The sequence below is a fragment of the Sedimenticola hydrogenitrophicus genome (assembly GCF_025175675.1).
Lineage (GTDB): Bacteria > Pseudomonadota > Gammaproteobacteria > Chromatiales > Chromatiaceae > Sedimenticola > Sedimenticola hydrogenitrophicus.
This window is the reverse complement of sequence record NZ_JANIOA010000048.1, coordinates 1-21579: the sequence shown is the minus strand read 5'-3', so window position 1 is coordinate 21579 and position 21579 is coordinate 1. Positions and strand designations below refer to the sequence as shown.

The following is a 21579-nucleotide window of genomic DNA, read 5'->3' as shown; positions in this document are numbered from 1 at the left end:
TAATGATATCCAATAGCCTTAGCCGCCGCCGATTCCTCGGTCTGGCTGCCGGCGTAGCTGGCAGCCTCTGTTGCCCCAGGCTGTGGGCCGCGAATGCCCGGATAAAATTTATCTGGTGGGGCAGCCAAGAGCGCACTGTCCTGACCCACAAAGCGCTTGCCGCTTTTACGGATACTACGGGTATCGACATCGATACCGAATACCTGGATTGGCTCGACTACTGGCAGCGCTTCGTGTCGCTGGTCGCCACGCGTCAAACGCCAGATCTGATACAGATGGACTACCGCTATCTGCAGCTTTACGCCGATAACGGAGTCTTGCTGCCACTTGACAAATACTTGGGGAAGCGACTCGATATCGAGTCGTTCGGCCAACTCAATATAGACTCCTGTCGTGTCGACGGTGTGCTCTACGGAGTGAATCTCGGCATCAACTCCTCTGCCACCATCATTGATCGTGAGGGCTGGGGCTCAGCCGGTGTTGAGCCACCCACGTTCGGCACAACCTGGGAGGCATTCAGCGACAAATGCGAAGCCTTTGTCAAAGGCAACAAGCAACCAAACTTCTATGCCACACCCGACGCCAGCGGCATAGAGGTGGTGTTTGAAACCTGGCTCAGGCAAAGGGGCAAAGGCCTCTACACGCCAGAGGGAGCACTGAATTTCGATATCGACGACGCGGTGGAATGGTTCACTTACTGGGAAAAAATACGAGTGTTCGGCGGTTGTGTGCCGGCGGATATTCAGGTACTGGTCAAACACACCATTGATACCTCTGTTCTGACCCTGGGCTATGCGGCCACGGACTTTGCCCACTCCAATATGCTGCTCAACTACCAGCAACGCATACCAAAGCCACTCGACATTACCGCCTTCCCAATAACCTCAACGGGTGGTCAACCCGGACAATATTACAAACCCTCGCAGATGCTGTCCGTCTCTGCCTATTCAAAGGCACCGGAGCTAGCCGTGGAGCTGGCAAACTTTCTGGTGATGTCGCCCAAGGCGGTCAGGATACTTGGGGTCGACCGGGGAATACCCGCCTCCCCGATTGTACGGAAATTGCTATTGCAACAGCTCGATGCGGTGGGGCGAAAAACGATTGCCTATATCAATGACCTGGCCCCCTTCGCCGGACCGCTGCCGCCTCTCCCGCCGCAAGGCGCCGGCGAGGTTGCCATTACACTTCAGGGCATAGGACATGAAATCGCCTTCAAGCAGCTCACACCGAAACGAGGGGGCGAGAAGCTGGTTAGAGAAGCATCAGCAATCCTATCGAATTCAATATAGACCCCGCAGGCAAGAGAACTCAACCGCAAGGATATCAAGTTTCATTTTGTGCGTTCTAAGGGCGCGTCACTGTTCCCGAGTATTTCCCTATGCGGGAAAAGAGCAGTATCGATGGCTCAAGGGACACATAAAGCATTTACTTACGAGGATGTGTTCTTTCACGCCAGGTACCGGCACAGGAGACTCAGGAGCTCCTGGCAATCGTCGGTTCGACGAAACCGGACATCGTCGCATCGCGCTAGCAATGAGCGATCTGCCGGGGCCGCGGCGCCAAACCGCGTCCCCGGTAACGCATCACCCTCCGGTGGCCACGTTTGTTGGGAAGCGGCAGGGTGCCGCTTGGCTGTGACGCCGGGACCGGCCAGAACGTGAGCGGATTTCGCGACCAGCCGAGTGGGAGCTGGCGGGCATTCGCGGTAGTGCCGGGACTTACGCTGTCATTTTGTTGAAAAGTAGCGGAATTGTGTTAGCTTTAACTCATGCGTTGAATATCTGTGGGGGGGGTAACAATGCGTTTCCTGTCACTGTATATAGCTATTTTACTGTTTACTTCACCCGTATATGCCGGTTTTTTGGATGATCTGGTAGACAAGGCGAAACAGACCGCCGATGAAGTCGTGGGTGATTCTTTCGGTAACATCATTGGTGGTTCGTCGAGTGATAAACAATCACAAACACCTAAGGATGCTGAATCTGACGCGGCGGTGACTAGCGAGTCGAAAGTTCACAGCAGCCAATCGCCTACCAAGCAAACCCAATCTGCAATGCAAGTTCAGGATAAGACCTTGGTCAAGTCTATCCAGCAACAATTGAAAGAGCAGGGTTACCCAGTCGGTGTTGTAGATGGGCTATATGGAGCGGGTACCAAAAAGGCGATAGCGGCTTATCAGGAGGACCAGGGGATTACAGTTGATGGTCTGCCCAGCCAGACATTGCTGAACCGGCTCCAGGAAACTCAAAGCCAGGAATCCGGCATACCGTCTGCAATCACAAATGATGAACTGCCAGAGCCGACGATAGCGGGCCTGCAGCTCGCCGCCGTTCATTTTCGACCAAAAGTGTTGGATAACGAGACACTCTTTAAAGATGTGCTACTGAGCGTACACCCCGAATTCAAACAAGTGGTTAGTAATGAATTTAAATGGCATAAGCAAAAAGGAGAACTAAAAGAACGGTTGCTCAGAGAGGCCAAAAACACACCCTTGCGTTTTGATGCTATCCCCTGGCGTGAATCCTCTGTTTCGAAAGCGCGGCCAGTAGAGCTGAAAAAATATGATTTTGAAAAATCGGCATACTTTGTGCGGTTTGCTACCGGTAACTTCCGAACAGTGTTACTTAAAATGCTGATTCCGGGTGATTCATCACTACCTGCAAAGTATCCTGATCAAGTGGTCTGGTTACCCATGAACCCGGATACCGCAGAGCAGATTTCCAATTATTTCGATAATAAGCAGCGCAGGCTTTTCCTGCGTTATCGTTTCAAAGTGGTAGGAACTGATATCTCATCTTCCAGGCCAGTACCGGTCATTGAATTTGAAAACAATCAGTTAGAATTCTATGCGATGAAATTGATTCCCCAGGGGAATCAAATGAAAACAGAATATAAGTTGATGGCTAAAGCCTCCATTCTGGTTGATGACGCCGTGAAGGTCGTTGATGCCAAAAGAGAGACTTTTGATAACCCTAAGGCATCCGACGCAGGCGTGATTAAGAATGCCGATATTGATGGTGTCAAGCTTGGCATGGAGATTAACCAGGCACTGCACAATCTGCAGTCACAGGGCATCAAGATGGGGGCTCCAGGGCCATCCAGCAAATTGACTGGTGTGACTATCAAAGGGGATGGGAAAACGGCTGATGGAATGGGTTGGGTCAAGGTGATGATTCGGCAGATAGACGGGAGAGTGTACCAATACGAAAAGACCGTGGGTTATCTGCTGAAGCGCTTGCCGCTGGGTGATGGCACGGATGTCGATGACCTTGAAAAGCGTTATAAGGATGCGTTTATTTCAAAATTCTCCAATTCACGTTACAGCTATTCCAGCCCCTATGGGAATATCGATTTTGATGACGAAACACAGCCGCCCTATAACAAAAAGGTGACCTCTCCGCATATCACCGCCCGCGTGAGTGCCGAGAATGGACGCTTCACTGCAAACATAAACATGCATTGGAAAAAACTGGTTGGCGCGAACTGGTGATTCAACTTGGAGCAGTAGCGGAAAACCAACCCTAAGAAGATTGTCGCCCACCGTGATGTGGCCGCGGCTGTATTTGATCAGTCCGGACTTCTGCGGGTTGCCGGCGGATTCCGTGACGCCTTCGCGGCGCACGCCGAGCATATTGGCGATCAGTTCCTGCGTCATGATCAGTTCATCGGAGGGCAGGCGGTCGAGGCTCAGCAGCAGCCAACGGCAGAGTTGCTGGTCCAGCGAATGATGCCGGTTGCATACCGCCGTCTGCGCCATCTGGGTCAGCAGGGCCTGGGTGTAGCGCAGCAGCAGAAGCTGCAATCCTTCGGAGCGATTGAACTCCGCCTTCAGCAGTTGCCCTTTCAGCCGGTAGGCGTGACCGGCGCTCTGTACGACGGCCCGGTTGGGCATGGTCTCACCGCCCATGAACAGGGCGACACCGATGAGGCCCTCGTTGCCGACCACGGCGATCTCGGCCGATGCCCCGTCGAGCATGACATAGAGCAGGGATACGATGGAGGTGGTCGGAAAATAGACGTGACACAACTCGCTGCCGGACTCGTAGAGCACATGGCCGAGCGGCATCTGGACCAGTTCCAGATTGGGTGCAAGACGCTCGTACTCCTTCGCCGGCAGGGCGGCAAGAAGATGGTTATGGCGTGGTTCCTGGATAATGGGCATGACTGGTACCGGATATCGGCCGCGACCGTGCACATCCATAGACGATCTGGACACGCGTGTGGATTGGGCTATAACTATAACTGATTCGCCGGGCTTGCGCGCTAACGATCACAGGCCGTGCTTGGCGCTCGGCGTATCGTCCGATTGTCGGCTATGTGCGTTAGCAGACAGACGATGGTGGGCGTTTGCCATACCCTTGCCTCATAAGAATCGATAACGAATGATGCTTAAAGAGGTATTAACATGAAAGCGGTGCAAAAATACACGCTCAGTGCTGTAGGTGCAGCGATGCCGGTTGTCCTGGGCGGTTGTACCGGCATGTCGCCACAGGACGGAAACACCGCCATCGGCGCCGGAGTCGGTGCCGCAATTGGCGGCGTCACCGGTCATGAGATCGACGATTGAGGAAAATGACAGACCTGCGACGTGCCCGGCCTGTACGGGCGGCGCATCACAGTGGACCGCATCTGTCCCTTAGCCAAGGCGGCTGATACGGATACGACCACTTCCTGGGAGAATCAACCATGCTCGAAACCATTGTAGTCATCCTGGTAATCCTCTGGCTGCTCGGCCTGGTCTCCTCGTACACCATGGGCGGTTTGATACACGTACTCCTGGTCATCGCTGTCGTGGTGATAGTGCTGCGTGTCATTCAAGGTCGACGCATCTGACGATGCCGAATAGGTCCATGATGTGAGATGAGCGCGGGACGCAGCTGTTGAGCGGGATGGCGGCCACCCCGTGATACTGGGTTGTTTGCGGCGTGATTACACGAATATATCAATATCGGAGTATCGGTAATGAACACTCTAAAAATGTTTGCCGTCGCGCTGATCGTGGTCGGTAGTCTGGGCCTGATCTACGGCGGATTCACTTACACCAAGGACACTCAGCAGGCCAAGATCGGCCCGATCGAGTTGACTGTTAAGGATACGCAGACCGTAAACATCCCCGTCTGGGCAGGCGTGGTCGCGATAGCGGCGGGTGGGGTTCTGCTGTTCGTGCGCCGGTAGCGGCGACACTCCCGAAAACACAGTAGATAACGTTAATGGAGTAATGTATGGCAAAGGTAATCGATGAAGTCACCAACGAACAACTGATCGCCGATTTCAAGAAGATGGTGGCGGACGCGGAAGCGCTGCTGAAGGCGACTGCCAGCCACGGCGGCGATGAGATGGCCGAACTGCGTGCCAAAGTCGAGGAATCGATCAAGGCCGCCAAGACCAGATTGGTGGATGAACAGGCCGCGCTGATGGCCAGGACCAAGGAGGCCGCCAAGGCGACAGACGTCTATGTGCACGATCATCCATGGATGGCCATCGGTGTGGCCGCCGGTTTCGGCCTGGTAGTCGGTCTGCTGAGCAACCGGCACTAGTCGCCGCACACCATGTCGGATGACGCGCCCGCCGTGGGTAAAGGCCTGTTCCAGTCGCTGACGAACTTTGCAGCGACCCTGGTCGCGATCGCGCACACGCGCCTCGATCTGTTGTCGACGGATCTGGAGGAGGAGCGGGTGCATGTGTTCTCGTTGCTGACGTTGGGGCTGGCAGCCTTGTTCTTCATCGGAATCGGGGTGGTGCTGACGACGATCCTGCTCGTGGTCGCATTCTGGGACACGCACCGTATCCTGGTGCTTTTGTTGCTTGCCGGGTTCTTTCTGACGGCGGGTCTCGTGGCAGGCGGGGTTGCCATCCACAAAGCGCGGACCAAGCCGAAACTTTTTTCGGCGAGCCTGTCGGAATTGTATAAAGACCGGCAGCAACTCGGTTCCCGGTCATGAGCGAGAAGCGGGATCGCCTAGCGGAACGGCGTGCGCGCCTGGTAGCACAGGCGGCGGCACAACGCCGTGCGTTGGCGCGTGACATGGAACGATGGCACATGCCGCTTGCACTGGCCGACCAGGGCCTGGCAGCGCTGCGGTATATCAGGATCCATCCCCAGTGGCTGATCGTACCCGTCGTGCTGTTGGCGGTGTTGCGGCCTCGCCGCGTGGGTAAGTGGTTGGGAAGCGGCTGGGTGTCGTGGCGGGTGATGCGTAGGCTGCTTGGCGGATAGTGCGGATTTCCAGGCCCTGGCAAGTGGATCGCGCAATCAATGCGTGATCCGATATGTCTCCTGAACCGGACCGCTCGGGCCAGGCGCGTTGGTGTTCAGCGGAGCGATGCATAACGGTGGGGTATGCCGATTACAAGCGGCGTTCAGGGATATCTGGGTAATCAATACCTGAGTGTAGCGCAGCAGAAGATGTTGCAACGTGCCGGTACGCCGTCCCCCGATGCGATTGATTTCATTAATCAGTAACCGGGATTTCAACCGATAGGCAGTGCCCGCGCATAGTGCCATGGCCCGATTTGGCATGGTGTCACCTCCCGTGATGAGGGCGATGCCGACCATCCCCTCGTTGCCGATTGCGGCGATCTCGGCCACGGCACCACTTTCCATGATATAGAACAGGGACACTATGGCGGTCGTTGGGAAGTAAACGTACTGCAACGGACGGCCGGACTCATAGAGGATCTCGCCGGGTGGCAGCCGTACGCGTTCGAGATGGGCGGCGAGGCGCGCGTATTCGTCCTTGGGCAGCGCGGCTAGGAGATTGTTGTGGCGGATAACGTCCGTGTCAGCCATGGGAAGTGCCTCGATAGGGTCGTTCAAAAAGTACAGTGAACGTGGTCGGATCAAGGTTAAGTATAGGCCACTCCTGGAGTTGTGTACGGCATCGTACATAGGCGCAATTTTGGCTTCACCCAGATCTTCCCTGGAAGATTACGCTTCCCGATGAATTTGGCCGTGGCGGCGCACGTGAAACTTCTTTTTGGCCATGCCTACTGGAATCATCCTGATGCACCACCGTGCGTCATGTGTACGTCACCGCACAGACGGATCAAGGATTCGGGGATTAATCTTGGATCCTGAAATGCAGGAGTTTATTTATGAAAACGTGCCAAATAGTCATCGCGGCTATTGTCGCTGTTACTGCGTTGGTGGGCGGCTGCACGAATACGGGCTATCGTCCTGTGGAGTCCGCATCGACCTACTCGAGCAACTTGTATGGCGTGATCGAGGCGATCGAAGTGACCAGCGGTGACGGGGTCGATGGGATTGCGGGCACCGGTATAGGGGCAGGCGCGGTGGTCGGCGGTGTCGTCGGCGGCGTGCTCGGACATCAGGTCGGTGGCGGCAGCGGTCAGGATATCGCGACCGCTGTGGGTGTCGTCGGTGGCGCCGTGGTGGGTCACGAGATACAAAAGCGCAGTCAACAGCAACCGGAGACCTACCGTCTGCAGGTGCGACTCGAGAACGGTAGTTATCGAGCCGTCATGCAGGACAGCATCGAAGGCCTGCGCGTTGGAGACAGGGTACGCATCGATAATGGGCGTGCGTATCGCTACTGATTTCCATACACCGAATCCCGCTCGGATCTCCAGGCCAACCTGTTCAGACTGGGTTGGCTTTTTGTTTGATTAGGTCGGAGCCAGGCGGTGGTGTCGAGGCGTAAGGGATGCATGTCCGCGAGTCTGATGGAACCTCATCCCGGCGCTGCACCGACGACTCGAGTACTCACGAGGAGAACGTCATAGTCATCAAAGAGATCATATCTCTTGCGCGCACACGCAACACGCTGCGAAACGAGCGTGATACGGAGTTGCTGCGTTCGGAGCTGTTCAGCATCGAACAGCTGAAGCGCCACGCCGTCACGCTGGCCGGTCAGCATAGAATCGATCCGCAACGGGGTCCGGACAAGTTGCTGCCACGCCTAGCGGACAACGCGCGTGTGCTGCAGGCGGCGTACGACGTCGTCACGGCCGCAGCCACACCAGGACAACGGATCGTGCCGGCCGAGGCCTGGCTGCTCGACAATTACTATCTGATAGAACAGCAGATTGGCCTGGCCCGCCGGCATCTCCCACGGGGTTACAGCCGGCAGTTGCCGCAACTGGCCGACGGCGCGTCGGCTGGCTTTCCCCGCATCTACGACTTGGCTCTGGAGCTTATTTCCCATATGGATGGTCGTGTCGACAGCGACAATACGAGTCAATTCGTTGTCGCCTACCAGACTGTCGAACCGTTGCAGCTGGGCGAGTTGTGGGCCTTCCCGATCATGCTGCAATTGGCGCTGCTGGAAAATCTGCGGCGTGTCGGGGTACGCATCGCTCAGCGGCGCGAGGAACGCGATGCGGCCATCATTTGGGCGGACCGCATGCTCGCGACGGTCGAAAAGGAACCGAAACAGCTGATCCAGTTGCTGGCCGAATTCGCCAATGCCGACGTGCCGCTGACTGCGCCGTTCGTGGAGGAGTTCTACGACAGACTTCAGGCGCAGGGGCCAGCCATGGCGTTCGTTCAAACCTGGGTAGAGCAGAAATTGTTCGAGCAAGGGGTGACGGCAACACAGTTGTCGCAAGCGGCCGGCCGAACCGCCGCGGCCAATCAGATCTCGATCGCCAACAGCATCGGCAGTCTGCGCTTCATCGGGGCAATGGACTGGCGGAATTACGTCGAGTCGCTCAGTGCCGTTGAACGGATCCTGCGTGAAGACCCAATGGGTGTGCACGCCGGTCAGAATTTCACCACCCGGGACCGCTACCGGCATGTCGTGGAGGACGTGGCGAGAGGCGCGTCGTGCAGTGAGTCGACGGTGGCTCGCGCCGCCATCATGCTCGCGCAGACGGCCGCGGAGCGGCTTGGTGACCAGGATCGTAGCGCACATGTCGGCTACTATCTGATCGGCAGCGGACGGTGGAGCCTGGAACAGGCGGTCGGTTGCCGTCCGTCGTTGAAATCCAGAATCAACCGGGCGGCCCGGCATGTCCGCCTGAGCCTTTACCTCGGCCCCATCCTCCTGCTCACATTGCTGGCGACCTGGGGCGCGTTCTCCGTTTCCGGCGGCTTCGAGCCAGGGGCCTGGTGGACCTGGTTTTTTGCGATCGTCGGCATTATCGCCGCATCGGCACTGGCTGTCCCGCTGGTGAACATGCTGGTCACGCTCGTCCTGCCGCCGCGCACATTGCCGCGAATGGATTACTCCAAGGGGATCCCGGACGTCCACCGCAGTATGGTGATCGTGCCCACCTTGCTCGACACTCCGCAGGGTGTCGACAGCCTGCTCGAGGCCCTGGAGATCCGCTATCTCGGCAACCGCGACCCCAACCTGTTCTTCGCGCTGCTGACGGATTATCGAGACGCGCCCGAGCAGGCGCTGCCGGGCGATGACGCGTTGCTGGCGTACCTGCGCGCGGCTGTCGAGGCGCTCAACGCGACCTACCGCGACGACCGCCCCTGCATCTTCTATCTGTTCCACCGTCCGCGGATGTGGAACCCGGTCGAAGGTGTATGGATGGGCTACGAGCGCAAGCGTGGCAAGCTGGAACAGTTCAATGCCATATTGCGGGGCGGTTCACGCTCGGCCTTCTCGGACATCGTAGGCGATCCGGTCATCCTCGGTTCGATCAAGTACGTCATCACCCTGGATACCGACACGCAGCTGCCCCGTGATACGGCACATGAGCTGATAGGCAATCTCGCGCATCCGCTCAATCGGCCGTTATATTCCGCCGACAAGGGTCGCATCGTGGAGGGCTACGCGATCTTGCAGCCGCGTGCTTCGATCAGTCTCACCAGTGCGGGTCAGTCCCGGTTCGCGAAGCTGTTCGCGGGTGACTCGGGCATCGACCCCTACACGCGCGAGGTATCGGACGTCTACCAGGATATCTTCGGCGAGGGGTCTTTCATCGGCAAGGGTATCTACGATGTGGACGCCTTTCGACAAGCCGTCGACGGACGCTTCCCGGAAAACCTCATCCTCAGTCACGACCTGCTGGAGAGCGGATATGCGCGTTCCGCGCTGGTGACGGATGTCGATCTCATCGAGGAACATCCGGCCAGTTTTGCACAAGAGGCGAGCCGGCGTCACCGCTGGATACGCGGCGACTGGCAGCTCGCCGCCTGGCTGCTGCCGCACGTGCCGGGACCACCTGCAGCGGATGATCCGAACAGCGCGAGGAGCCGGTGGCAATCCAATCCGCTCTCGCCGCTGTTGCGGTGGAAACTGCTCGACAATCTGCGGCGCAGCCTGGTGCCGTCGGCGCTGTCGGCCCTGCTGGCGGGAGGCTGGCTGTTCGGCCCGGCGCCCGCGTGGTTCTGGACCCTGCTGGTCATCGCTGTGCTATTCGTGCCCTGCGTGCTGTCCGTCGTGATCGACTTCATCCGCAAACCCGCGGAACGCGATTGGTCGGCACACCTGAGCCTGACCGGGAAATCCGTGGTCCGCCCCCTCGGGCATGCATTCCTGGCGCTGGTATTCCTGCCCTACGACACATTCATCAACCTGGATGCGGTACTGCGTTCGGGTGTGCGCATGCTGTTCACGCGACGCGGATTGCTGATCTGGCAACTGCCGGCCTATGCGATCCGCAACGCGCGGCGGACGCCGGCGGACTATCTGCAAGAGATGTGGATTGGGCCTGCGCTCGCGATCGGGCTGGCGCTGGCGTCGGCGTGGACAGCGGGTGCGGAGTGGATCTACGCGGCACCCGTCCTGTTGCTGTGGCTGATGTCGCCCGTGGTCGGCTGGTGGATCAGTCAGCCGCTGGCGCCGCCCATGCCGGATCTGGACGTCGGGCAACGGACCTTCCTGCGGGCGTCGGCCCGACGGACCTGGCGCTACTTCGAGACCTTCGTGGGTCCACAGGAGAACTGGCTGCCACCCGACAATTTCCAGGAGTATCCGGCACCGGTCATCGCCTCGCGCACCTCGCCCACCAATATCGGCTTGGCGCTGCTGGCGGACCTGGCGGCGTACGATTTCGGCTACATCGCTGCCGGTGAGTTACTGCAGCGGACCGGAAACACGCTGGCGGCGATGGAGAAACTGGAGCGCTACCGTGGCCACTTCTACAACTGGTACGACACGCGCACACTGCAACCGCTGTTCCCGCAATATGTCTCCTCGGTGGACAGCGGCAACCTGGCCGGCAGTCTGCTCACCCTGCAAGCTGGCCTGGTCGAGTTGAAGGACCGACCGGTATTCTCATCGAATGCGTTGCAGGGTCTGCAGGACACCTTGCAGGTGCTTGCCGAGCACGTCCCTGCCTCACCCGATCCGGATCTGGCGAAGCGGATAAGCTCGCTGCAGGACACGCTCCACGGCCTCATCCTGAACGGGCAACCCGGGACGCTGGTGGGCGCGGAAAATCTGCTGGATGATATTCACCGTACGGGTGGGGGGCTGGTCGCCTGTCTGCCCACCGATATCGATATCGACGGCGAACTGTACTACTGGGCACAGGCGTTCGACCGGCAGACCCGTGCGCTTCGCGATGAGCTCGATTTTCTGGTGCCAGGGTCGCGCCGATTCAGCGGCATCCCGACTCTGATGGATATGGCCGGGCCGGCCGTGCCCCCGGAATTGCGCGCCAAGGCGGCGCTGGAGCGGCTCAAATCCATCGACGATCTGGTGTCTCGCTGCCGCGCACTGGCGGTGATGGATTTCGAATTCCTCTACGACACCGCATGCAATCTGCTGGCCATCGGCTACGATGTAGGTGAACGCCGCCGCGATCCGTCCTGTTACGACCTGCTGGCTTCGGAGGCGCGCCTGGCCAGTTTCCTGCTGATCGCGCAGGGACAGGTCCCGCAGAAGCACTGGTTCGCACTCGGCCGCCTGCTGACCAGCCACGGCGGCGACGTGAGCCTGATATCGTGGAGCGGCTCGATGTTCGAGTATCTCATGCCGCAGCTGATCATGCCGAGTTACGCGAATACCCTGCTGGAGAAGACCTGCTTGGCCGCGGTTTCACGGCAGATCGAATACGGCCGGCAGCGCGCGGTGCCGTGGGGCATTTCCGAGTCCTGCTACAACGCCACCGATGCCGCCCATGTCTATCAATATCGGGCCTTCGGTGTGCCGGGTCTGGGCTTCAAACGCGGGCTGGGTGACGACCTGGTCATCGCGCCTTACGCCAGTGCGTTGGCACTGACGGTACTGCCACGGGAAGCGTGCCGCAACCTGCAGGTGCTGGCCGACCTGGGATTCCTCGGTGCTTATGGCTTCTATGAAGCGATCGATTACACACCCTCGCGGGTGCCGCGGGACAAACACCACGCCATCGTGCGGACCTTCATGGCGCATCATCAGGGTATGAGCCTGTTGGCCTTCGCGCATGTATTGCTCGACCGGCCGATGCAGCGCCGTTTCATGTCCGATCCACTCGCGCGCACGACCGAACTGCTGCTTCAGGAACGGGTGCCGAAGAAGGGCGCGACGCTGCACCCGCATGCGGCCGAAGTGAGCGCCGCCGCGCGTCCGCCCGACACGGACGCCGGTGCATTCTTGCGTATTTTCACCGACCCGAACACACCGATACCCGAGGTCCATCTATTGTCGAACGGCCGTTACCATGTCATGGCGACACAGGCCGGCGGCAGTTACAGCCGGTGGCGCGATCTGGCCGTCACCCGTTGGCGCGAGGACGCCACCATGGATGGTTGGGGAACCTTCATCTACCTGCGCGACGGCGAAACCGGAAAGTACTGGTCGGCCGCCTATCAACCGACATTGCGCAAGGCCGACCACTACGAGGCGATTTTCGTGCAGGGGCGCGCGGAATACCGGCGGCGCGACCAGGCGATCGAGGCACACACCGAGATCAGCGTGTCCCCCGAAGACGATGTCGAGATCCGCCGGGTCACGCTCACCAACCAGTCGTCGCGCACCCGGCATATCGAGGTGACGAGTTACGCGGAAGTCGTGCTGGCGCCGCTGAATGCCGATCTCGCGCATCGTGCTTTCAGCAACCTGTTCGTGCAGAGCGAGATCCTGCCCGACCGGCAGGCGATCCTGTGCACGCGTCGCCGCCGTACGCCGGGTGAGCCGGTGCCATGGATGTTTCATCTGCTGGCCGCGCCAGGTGTCTTGGCCGATGAACCGTCCTACGAGACTGACCGCGCAAAATTCATCGGCCGGTGCCGGACGACGGCCAACCCGGCGGCGCTGCAAGCCGGTGACGGTCCGCCGCGTTCAACCAGGCGCCTGTCGGGTACCGAGGGCTCCGTCCTTGATCCCATCGTGGCGATCCGCTGCACGCTCACCCTGTCCGCCGACGAATCTGCCACCGTGCAGATCATCTCCGGTGTCGCGGACACGCGCGAGGCCGCCTTGACCCTGCTGGATAAGTATTGCGACCGGCACTTTGTCGAGCGGGCTTTCGAGATGGCCTGGTTCCAGAGCCAGGAGGTGCTGCGCCATCTCAACGCCACCGAGGCCGAGGTGCAGATCTATGGCCGACTGGCCAGTTCCGTTATCTACGGCAATGCCCTGCGCCGTGCCGCACCCAGTGTCATCATCCGTAACCGGCTCGGCCAGTCCGGACTGTGGCGTTTTGCCGTCTCGGGCGATCTGCCGATCGTCGTGCTGCGCATCGGCGATCTGAACCGCATCGATCTGGTCAAACAGGTGTTGCAGGCCCACGCGTATTGGCGGATGAAGGGTCTGGCGGTGGATCTGGTGATCATCAACGAGGATTTCTCGAGCTACCGGGCGCTGCTGCACGACCAGATCATGGGATTGATCAACGCCGGGCCGGAGGCGCATGTCGTCGACAGACCGGGCGGTGTCTTCGTACGTCGTGCCGAGGAGCTTTCCGAGGACGAACGGGTCCTGTTCCAGTCGGTTGCCCGTATCGTCTTCAGCGACACCGCCGAGACACTGATCGAGCAGGTGGAACGCCGCGTCTCGGCCGAACGTGAATCGGACCTGCTCGCGCCGGCAGCGAAAGCGGCAGCCGAACCGGTCACGCCACTGCCGCCGCGCGAGCGCATCTTCTGCAACGGTGTGGGCGGCTTCACGCCCGATGGCCGCGAATATGTCGTCACCCTGGAACCCGGTCAGTGCACACCGGCGCCATGGGCTAATGTCATCGCCAGCCCGCACATCGGTACGGTCGTCAGTGAGGGCGGAAGCGCCTATACCTGGGTGGAAAACGCGCACGAGTTCCGGCTGACCACGTGGCACAACGACCCGCTCTGCGACAGCAGCGGCGAGGCGGTCTACATCCGCGACGAGGAAACGGGCGCGTTCTGGTCGCCGACACCCCTGCCTGCCCGCGGCCGGTCCGGATATGTGTGCCGGCACGGATTCGGCTACAGCGTGTTCGAGCATTACGAAGCCGGTATCTCCTCGGAGCTTTTCACCTATGTCGCCATGGACGCGCCGGTGAAATTCGTCGTGGTCAAGCTGCGCAATCATTCGAAACGCACCCGCAAACTGTCGTTGACCGGATTCTGGGAGCTCGTCCTCGGCGAGTGGCGCCATGTCAATATGATGCACATCGTCACCGAGACGGACCCGCACAGCGGGGCGCTGTTCGCCCGCAATGCCTATGGCCGCGAATACGCCAATCGAGTGGTCTTCGCCCACGTCAACGCGCACGAGCGGTCGGTGAGCGGTAATCGCAGTGAATTTATCGGTCGCAATGGCTCGCTGGCCAGGCCGGCGGCGATGCGCCGCAAGCGTCTGTCAGGCAGGGTGGGTGCGGGCCTGGATCCGTGCGCCGCACTGCAGACCTGGATCGAACTCGCCGAAGGGCAGGGCAGTGAGATCGTATTCGTTTTCGGCGCGGTCCGTAATGACGATGAGGCACGGGATTGCATCCAGCGCTTCGGCGGGTGGGCCGGCGCGCAGCAGGCCCTGGAGGCGGTGTGGGAGCACTGGAACCGTACGCTGGGGACGGTGCAGGTCGAGACGCCGGATCCCGCGCTGGACGTGTTGGTCAACGGCTGGCTGACCTATCAGACCCTGTCATGCAGGCTGTGGGGTCGCAGTGGCTACTATCAGTCCGGCGGTGCCTACGGATTCCGCGATCAATTGCAGGACGTCCTTGCGCTGCTCCACGCGACACCGTGGCTCGCCCGTGACCAGCTGATCCGCTGCGCCGAGCGCCAGTTCCTCAAGGGAGACGTACAGCACTGGTGGCATCCGCTCAACGGCCAGGGCGTGCGCACGCATTTCTCCGACGACTATCTGTGGCTGCCGTACGCGACCTGCCATTATGTTCTGGCGACCGGCGATACAGGCGTGCTTGACGAGTCATTGCACTTTCTGGAGGGTCGCGAGTTGAATGCGCAGGAAGAGGCCTATTACGACCAGCCGCAGCGCTCGCCGGAAGCGGCCAGCCTATACGAGCATTGCGTGCGGGCGATCAGCAACGGCTTGCGTTTCGGCGCACATGGATTACCGCTGATCGGCTGCGGCGACTGGAACGACGGCATGAACCTCATCGGCCGCGATGGCAAGGGTGAGAGCGTGTGGCTGGCGTGGTTCCTGTACGAGAACCTGCAACTGTTTGCTGACCTGGCGCGTGGCCGGCATGACACGACCTTCGCCGCGTTATGCGCGGAACAGGCGGAGCTGCTGCGCGCGAACATTGAAGCGCAAGCCTGGGATGGCGGCTGGTACCGGCGCGCTTACTTCGACGACGGCACGCCCTTGGGGGCGTCCGCCAACGACGAATGCCAGATCGACTCGATCAGTCAGAGCTGGGCGGTCATATCCCACGGTGGCGATCCCCTGCGGGCTCGCCAGGCGATGGCCGCGGTCGACCGGCGTCTGGTGCGGCGCGACGCGCAACTGATCCAACTGCTCGACCCGCCGTTCGACACATCGGACCTGGAGCCTGGCTATATCAAGGGCTACGTTCCCGGCGTTCGCGAGAACGGCGGACAATATACCCATGCCGCGATCTGGACCACGATGGCATTCGCCATGCTGGGCGACAGGGAGCGCGCGTGGGAATTCTTCGCCATGCTCAATCCCATCCATCACGGCAGCACGCCCGAGGCCATTGCGTGCTACAAAGTCGAGCCCTATGTCATGTGCGCGGACCTCTATGGCGCATCGCCGCATACGGGCACGGGCGGTTGGACTTGGTACACCGGGGCGGCAGGTTGGATGTACCGGCTGACCGTGGAAACCCTGCTGGGCCTGCGCCTGGAAGTGGATCGCCTGCGCATCGCGCCGTGCATCCCGGTCCACTGGACGGGATACAAGGTCCACTACCGCTATCGCGATACCGTCTACCATATTGCCGTCGAGAGCGGCGCTGAACAGACGCAGCAGGCGATACGCGTCACGGTGGATGGCATCGAGCGTGCCGGAAACCTCATTCCATTGATCGACGATCGTCGGGAGCACGCGGTCGAGGTGAGAATAACCACACTATCCCAACCCCCCCCTGACGCAAGGAGATATCCATGAACATGACATTGAGCATCGCCCCATTGGTCGCGCTGATCGCCGGCATTCTCATACTAGCCGTACCGCGGCTGTTGAACTACATCGTAGCCATCTATTTGATTGTCATTGGCCTGCTTGGGCTGTTCGGCGCGGGTGGTCTGAATATCCGGTAACCGTTTCCGGGTACCCCTCGTCCCTCTGTAGGGGGCGGGTTTATGTTCGGATCATACAGACAATGACCGATCGTGCGGCTAGGCTGGCGTTTGTATCTGAAATTTCCAGGAAACGGGTTATCCGCCCGGCCTTCGCTGCAAATTTATGCATGTGCGCAATCGTACAGACCATCCCCGCGCATTCGAATAACCTGGCGTCTGTGGTAATCCAAAAGCGATATGGAGTTTTATATGAATTGGGACATAGTCAAAGGCAACTGGAAACAGTTCAGGGGTGAGGTGAAGGCGTACTGGGGTGAACTCACCAACGATCATCTCGACGTCATCGCGGGAAGGCGCGATGTCCTGGTGGGCAAGATCCAGGAGATCTACGGCATCACCAGGGACGAAGCCGAACAGCAGATCAAGCGCTTTGAGCAACGCGACGGTTGATGGTGCAAACGTGGAATCCAGTGTCGTGTCTCACTGCGAGGACGACCGCGGCGGCCTGTGTTTAATAGGGCCACACCCAGTCGCGAATCTCCGGCATGTCTTCCCCGTATTCGCGGATGTAGTATTTGTGATCGATCAGCTTATCGCGCACGAATTGCTTCACATGGGCGGCCCGCTGGCGCAACCGCGGCACGCGATCCACCACATCGGCCACCAGGTGATAGCGGTCCAGATCGTTCATCGCCACCATATCAAACGGGGTGGAGGTGGTGCCTTCCTCTTTATATCCGCGCACATGCAGGTTATGGTGATTGGTGCGGCGGTAGGTGAGGCGATGGATCAGCCAGGGGTAGCCATGGTAGGCGAAGATCACCGGTTTGTCGGTGGTGAAGATGTCGTCGAAATGGCGATCCGGCAGGCCGTGGGGGTGTTCCTCTTTGGGCGTCAGGGTCATCAGGTCGACCACATTGACCACGCGGATCTTCAGGTCGGGAATCTGCTGACGCAGGATGTCCACCGCCGCCAGGGTCTCCAGGGTCGGCACATCACCGCAACAGGCCATGACTACATCGGGATCGCCGCCGTCGTCGGTGGAGGCCCACTCCCAGATGCCGATACCGCTGGTGCAATGTTTCAGCGCCTCGTCCATGCTTAGCCACTGGGGCGCGGGCTGCTTGCCGGCAATCACCACGTTGATCTTGTTACGGCTACGCAGGCAGTGGTCGGTGACCGAGAGTAGGGTATTGGCATCCGGCGGCAGGTAGACGCGGATTATTTCCGATTTTTTGTTTACCACATGATCGATGAAGCCCGGGTCCTGATGGGAGAAGCCATTGTGGTCCTGGCGCCAGACATGGGACGAAAGCAGGTAGTTGAGCGAGGCGATCGGCCGCCGCCAGGGGATCTCCTTCGAGGTGGTCTTCAACCATTTGGCATGCTGGTTGAACATGGAATCGATGATGTGGATGAAGGCCTCGTAGCAGTTGAAAAAGCCATGGCGTCCGGTGAGCAGATAGCCTTCCAGCCAGCCCTGGCAGGTGTGCTCGGAGAGGATCTCCATCACCCGTCCGTCGGGGGCGAGGTGGTCGTCCTCGGTAATGGTGTCCTCCATCCAGGCCCGGTTGGTGACTTCGAAGACATTGCCCCAGCGGTTGGAGGCGGTTTCATCCGGGCCGAAGAGGCGGAAGTTGCGGGAGTTCATGTTGGCCTTCATGATGTCGCGCAGGAAGGTGCCTTGCACGCGGGTCGCTTCAGCCACCGTCGAACCCCGCTTTATAATTGTTACTTCGTAATCGCGGAAATCAGGCATGCGCAGGTCGTGCAGCAATTTGCCGCCGTTGGCATGGGGAATGTCGCCCATCCGTTTCTCGCCCTGGGGAGCCAGGTCCTGTAATTCGGGTATTAACGCGCCGTCTTCAGTAAACAACTCTTCCGGGCGGTAGCTCTTAAGCCAGGTCTCCAGCAGTTTGAGGTGATCCTTATTGCCTCGCACTTCGGAGAAGGGCACTTGGTGTGAACGCCAGAAGCCCTCGGTCTTTTTGCCGTCCACCTCTTTCGGGCCGGTCCAGCCCTTGGGTGTGCGCAGGATGATCATGGGCCAGCAGGGGCGGTCGGTGATGCCCTCCTTGCGGGCGGCGCTCTGGATGGCACGGATCCCGGTGATGCAGGCATCCATCGTGGCGGCCATTTTCTGATGCATCTCGGCGGGATCGGATCCTTCTACGAAATAGGGTCGGTAGCCATAACCGAGGAATAGATGTTCCAACTCTTCCCGGGGGATGCGCGCCAGGATGGTGGGGTTGGCGATCTTGTAACCGTTGAGATGAAGAATCGGCAGCACCGCGCCATCGGTTTTTGGATTAAGAAACTTGTTTGAATGCCAGGCGGTGGCCAGCGGGCCTGTTTCCGCCTCTCCGTCGCCCACTACACAGGCGGCCAGTAGATCAGGATTATCGAATGCGGCGCCGTAGGCGTGGGAGAGGACGTATCCCAATTCACCCCCTTCATGAATCGATCCCGGCGTTTCCGGGGCGACATGGCTGGGAATGCCGCCGGGGAAGGAAAATTGTTTGAACAACCGCTTCATTCCCAATTCGTCCTGGGAGATGTTGGGATAATAGCGACTGTAAGTGCCCTCGAGCCAGGTATTGGCGACGATGGCCGGGCCGCCGTGGCCGGGACCGGCGAGATAGATCACATTGAGATCCTGTTCTTTTATCAGCCGGTTAAGATGCACATAGATAAAATTCAGGCCGGGGGTCGTTCCCCAGTGGCCCAGCAGGCGCGGTTTGACATGTTCGTTGCTAAGTTTTTCCTTCAGCAGCGGATTGTCCAGCAGATAAATCTGGCCGACAGACAGGTAATTGGCGGCCCGCCAATAGGCATCCATTTTGGCGGCAAGCTCGGGGCTGAGTGGGGTGGCGTTTGAAACGACACTCTTTGTATTCATGACACTCCTTTTTATATTCGGGTTGAATTCAGGTCCGGATTGCGCTAACGCATTCAGTATAGACAGGGTATGCGGAAGGTGTATTCCATCGACCTCACACCGTTACTGCGGCGTAGCAATGTTCGCGCTTGTTCATGGTGGGTCCGTGCAGAGTCAGCGATCACATCATTGAATATGCTGTCAATTCCGCAGGGTTTAAGTAAGCAAGTCACGCTTACCTGTCTATCATGGCATATCCATTGCGAGAGGGAAGGAAGGAGGCCGTGCGGTAAACGAACGCCACCGGGTTAAGCCGGTGGCGTTCATGTCACCTTGTGTGTCCGATGCATCCGCGGATGCTCTTGAGGCCGCGGCTTCAGTCTATTGCTGCGCTATAGTGCGGGTCTTGATTTCTACCACAACGCGGCGGTTTGGTTTGAGGCATTCAACCAGGCTCGTGTTTCTACTGCTATTTTTACCGGCCATGTCGGTACAGGAAACAGCAGGATCGGATTCACCACTGCCGGCGGTTTCAGTGCGGGAACTCACAATGCCTTGTCCGAGCAGATAATCTTTCACTGCATCCGCCCGGCGCTGTGACAGTTTTTTATTGTAGGCTTCCGAGCCGATCCGGTCGGCGTGTCCGGTGATCCGTACCATTTCAATTTGTGGGTATTCATTCATCTTGGCGACAACCTGATTGTCCAGCTGCTGCTTACCTTCGGCACTTATAACCGACTTGTCAAATTCAAACAGTGTATCGGATTCCAGGGTAAGTACGATGGCTTCCGACTTCATCGGAGGTGGCGCCATTGGGGCTCTTGGCGTCTCGACAGCGGTTACTTTTACCAAACCCGGATCGCATTCTGCGATGGCCATGTCGGGTGTCCAGGATCCGGTTCTCCAGCAGCCATTAAAGCCGTTCATTACGATAGTATTGTTGGGAGTACCGAGCGCATACCCCTCCTTGGTGTTCAGATCAGCGGAGGCGGCGTTGACCAGGGCAAAAGATGCCACGGCAAACAGTGTAGGTGCATAGAGTGAAGTTTTCATGTGGGTTATCCATTATCTTGAATTGAGTATTAAACCGATATGTACTGGCTCGGCGCTCGACTGACTGCCGATACCGTCTCCGGTTATCCCTTTGGTGTGCTAAGGAGGTGTGCCTTGTTGCAGCTGTCAGCCAATACATGGCGTCGAGATCGTAATTGTAGTGTTACGGCTTCTGGGTAGGTTTCGTGGTTATGTAGCCTAGTTACTCACGTTGGCCGCTGACGTCCTGAAAACACCAACTGAACGTTACCCACAAAATGGTTTAATGTCTGTACGGCGGCGTACATAGCGCTGCGGATAAGGTACTGCGACACTGCCTGTCAAGCCCGACAATTTAGTGCCTTGTATGTCGTTTCCCATCGGAACTGCAGGGCGCGTACCTGTAAACCTGCGCGGTGGTGCAGGCGGGTTTATAATGGTCGCCCCAGAGAGAGTGACCCCTCAGTTGATGAGGGGGCAACGTTTGTCACACATTACTGCCTCGGGTCAGTATCGAACCTGGAAGGTTGACGCTGGCGAGGTATAGTCAGGATCACTTGACCTGCATGGAATTCTCTACCGAGGTCACGCCCTTGATGCCCTGGGTAATTTCTACCGCCTTATTGATATCGCTCCGGGAGTTGACGAAGCCACTCAGCTGTACCACACCCTTGAACGTCTCAACGTTAATCTCGGCGGATTTAAGCGTGGGTTCATCAAGTATGGCCGCCTTCACCTTGGTCGTAATCACAGTGTCATCAATATACTCCCCGGTACTCTCCTGTTTTGCGGTGGACGTACAACCGATGACCGATGCTAACGTAATAGCCAATAACAGCAGGGTAAGATAGTTGCGTAATTGTTTCATGATTGGACTCTCCAGATTTCCATGATTAGGATGTTAGTGACACCGGCTCTGAATTGCCTCGATACGGTAAAAACCGACTTACCGGTCTTCTGAAAAAATAGAGCGGTATCGAGCAGGCCGAGGCTGTTTGTACTTACTTGTGAACGTTTAAAGATCCCGTAGTTTTTTACACATGGTCTTTTAATCACAGAGGAAGCATAATCACCAGACGTGGCCATCGTCTGTACGCCATCGCACATTGCAACAAAATGA

Annotated in this window: 17 protein-coding genes and 1 pseudogene; 12 read left to right on the top strand and 6 right to left on the bottom strand. The window is 58.6% G+C overall.

The window, feature by feature from the left end; all coding sequences use genetic code 11:
- Positions 1–2 precede the first annotated feature (2 nt).
- Both NPX02_RS18575 and NPX02_RS21530 read left to right on the top strand, forming a co-directional pair.
- Positions 3–1289: an ABC transporter substrate-binding protein gene (locus NPX02_RS18575; RefSeq protein ID WP_260295421.1), complete on the top strand. Its 1287-nt coding sequence runs from the start codon at positions 3–5 to the stop codon at positions 1287–1289.
- 509 nt (positions 1290–1798) lie between these two features.
- Positions 1799–2224: pseudogene (locus tag NPX02_RS21530) on the top strand (peptidoglycan-binding domain-containing protein); the annotation flags it as partial.
- A gap of 1089 nt (positions 2225–3313) precedes the next feature.
- On the opposite strand, the gene NPX02_RS18565 reads toward NPX02_RS21530, so the two are convergent.
- On the bottom strand, positions 3314–4162 hold the full coding sequence (locus NPX02_RS18565) for a Crp/Fnr family transcriptional regulator (protein WP_260295419.1): 849 nt from the start codon (positions 4160–4162) through the stop codon (positions 3314–3316).
- Between the two features lie 243 nt (positions 4163–4405).
- On the opposite strand from NPX02_RS18565, the gene NPX02_RS18560 reads away from it, so the two are divergent.
- The 6 genes from NPX02_RS18560 (at position 4406) to NPX02_RS18535 (ending at position 6217) form a co-directional block, all read left to right on the top strand.
- Positions 4406–4567: an osmotically-inducible lipoprotein B gene (locus tag NPX02_RS18560; protein ID WP_260295418.1), complete on the top strand. Its 162-nt coding sequence runs from the start codon at positions 4406–4408 to the stop codon at positions 4565–4567.
- 119 nt (positions 4568–4686) lie between these two features.
- Entirely contained in the window at positions 4687–4833 is a 147-nt protein-coding gene (locus NPX02_RS18555) for a lmo0937 family membrane protein (RefSeq protein ID WP_260295417.1), read from the top strand.
- Between the two features lie 129 nt (positions 4834–4962).
- Positions 4963–5175: a hypothetical protein gene (locus tag NPX02_RS18550; RefSeq protein ID WP_260295416.1), complete on the top strand. Its 213-nt coding sequence runs from the start codon at positions 4963–4965 to the stop codon at positions 5173–5175.
- 47 nt (positions 5176–5222) lie between these two features.
- Positions 5223–5537 carry an ElaB/YgaM/YqjD family protein gene (locus tag NPX02_RS18545; protein WP_260295415.1) on the top strand — a complete coding sequence of 105 codons (315 nt, stop codon included), beginning with the start codon at positions 5223–5225 and terminating at the stop codon, positions 5535–5537.
- Positions 5538–5549: 12 nt separating this feature from the next.
- Positions 5550–5942: a phage holin family protein gene (locus tag NPX02_RS18540; protein ID WP_260295414.1), complete on the top strand. Its 393-nt coding sequence runs from the start codon at positions 5550–5552 to the stop codon at positions 5940–5942.
- Positions 5939–6217 carry a YqjK-like family protein gene (locus NPX02_RS18535; RefSeq protein ID WP_260295413.1) on the top strand — a complete coding sequence of 93 codons (279 nt, stop codon included), beginning with the start codon at positions 5939–5941 and terminating at the stop codon, positions 6215–6217. Before NPX02_RS18540 ends, NPX02_RS18535 begins: the two co-directional genes overlap by 4 nt.
- 36 nt (positions 6218–6253) lie before the next feature.
- Here the strand turns inward: NPX02_RS18535 and NPX02_RS18530 are convergent, their stop codons facing one another.
- Positions 6254–6790 (bottom strand): Crp/Fnr family transcriptional regulator, encoded by a 537-nt coding sequence (locus NPX02_RS18530; protein ID WP_260295412.1) that lies wholly within the window; start codon positions 6788–6790, stop codon positions 6254–6256.
- Positions 6791–7095: 305 nt separating this feature from the next.
- Between NPX02_RS18530 and NPX02_RS18525 the strand changes: the two genes are divergently transcribed.
- The 4 genes from NPX02_RS18525 to NPX02_RS18510 all read left to right on the top strand — a co-directional run bounded on the left by NPX02_RS18525 (position 7096) and on the right by NPX02_RS18510 (position 16999).
- Complete coding sequence (locus NPX02_RS18525; protein ID WP_260295410.1) at positions 7096–7557, top strand: glycine zipper 2TM domain-containing protein; 462 nt, start codon at positions 7096–7098, stop codon at positions 7555–7557.
- Between the two features lie 251 nt (positions 7558–7808).
- Positions 7809–16415, top strand: a complete 8607-nt coding sequence (locus NPX02_RS18520) for a glycoside hydrolase family 94 protein (RefSeq protein ID WP_260295429.1) — start codon at positions 7809–7811, stop codon at positions 16413–16415.
- A gap of 2 nt (positions 16416–16417) precedes the next feature.
- Positions 16418–16567, top strand: coding sequence for a DUF3096 domain-containing protein (locus NPX02_RS18515; protein ID WP_335342236.1), 150 nt, complete (start codon positions 16418–16420; stop codon positions 16565–16567).
- Positions 16568–16798: 231 nt separating this feature from the next.
- Positions 16799–16999 carry a CsbD family protein gene (locus NPX02_RS18510; protein WP_260295408.1) on the top strand — a complete coding sequence of 67 codons (201 nt, stop codon included), beginning with the start codon at positions 16799–16801 and terminating at the stop codon, positions 16997–16999.
- Positions 17000–17060: 61 nt separating this feature from the next.
- Here the strand turns inward: NPX02_RS18510 and NPX02_RS18505 are convergent, their stop codons facing one another.
- From NPX02_RS18505 to NPX02_RS18490, 4 genes are all read right to left on the bottom strand, one after another.
- Entirely contained in the window at positions 17061–19448 is a 2388-nt protein-coding gene (locus tag NPX02_RS18505) for a phosphoketolase family protein (RefSeq protein WP_260295407.1), read from the bottom strand.
- 360 nt (positions 19449–19808) lie between these two features.
- Positions 19809–20480 (bottom strand): OmpA family protein, encoded by a 672-nt coding sequence (locus NPX02_RS18500; protein ID WP_260295406.1) that lies wholly within the window; start codon positions 20478–20480, stop codon positions 19809–19811.
- A gap of 532 nt (positions 20481–21012) precedes the next feature.
- The gene (locus NPX02_RS18495; protein WP_260295405.1) at positions 21013–21327 is read right to left on the bottom strand and encodes a BON domain-containing protein; all 315 of its coding nucleotides are present in this window, start codon (positions 21325–21327) and stop codon (positions 21013–21015) included.
- Positions 21324–21579: hypothetical protein (locus tag NPX02_RS18490; RefSeq protein ID WP_260295404.1), on the bottom strand; the 256-nt coding region annotated here is incomplete at its 5' end. The genes NPX02_RS18490 and NPX02_RS18495, both read right to left, overlap by 4 nt.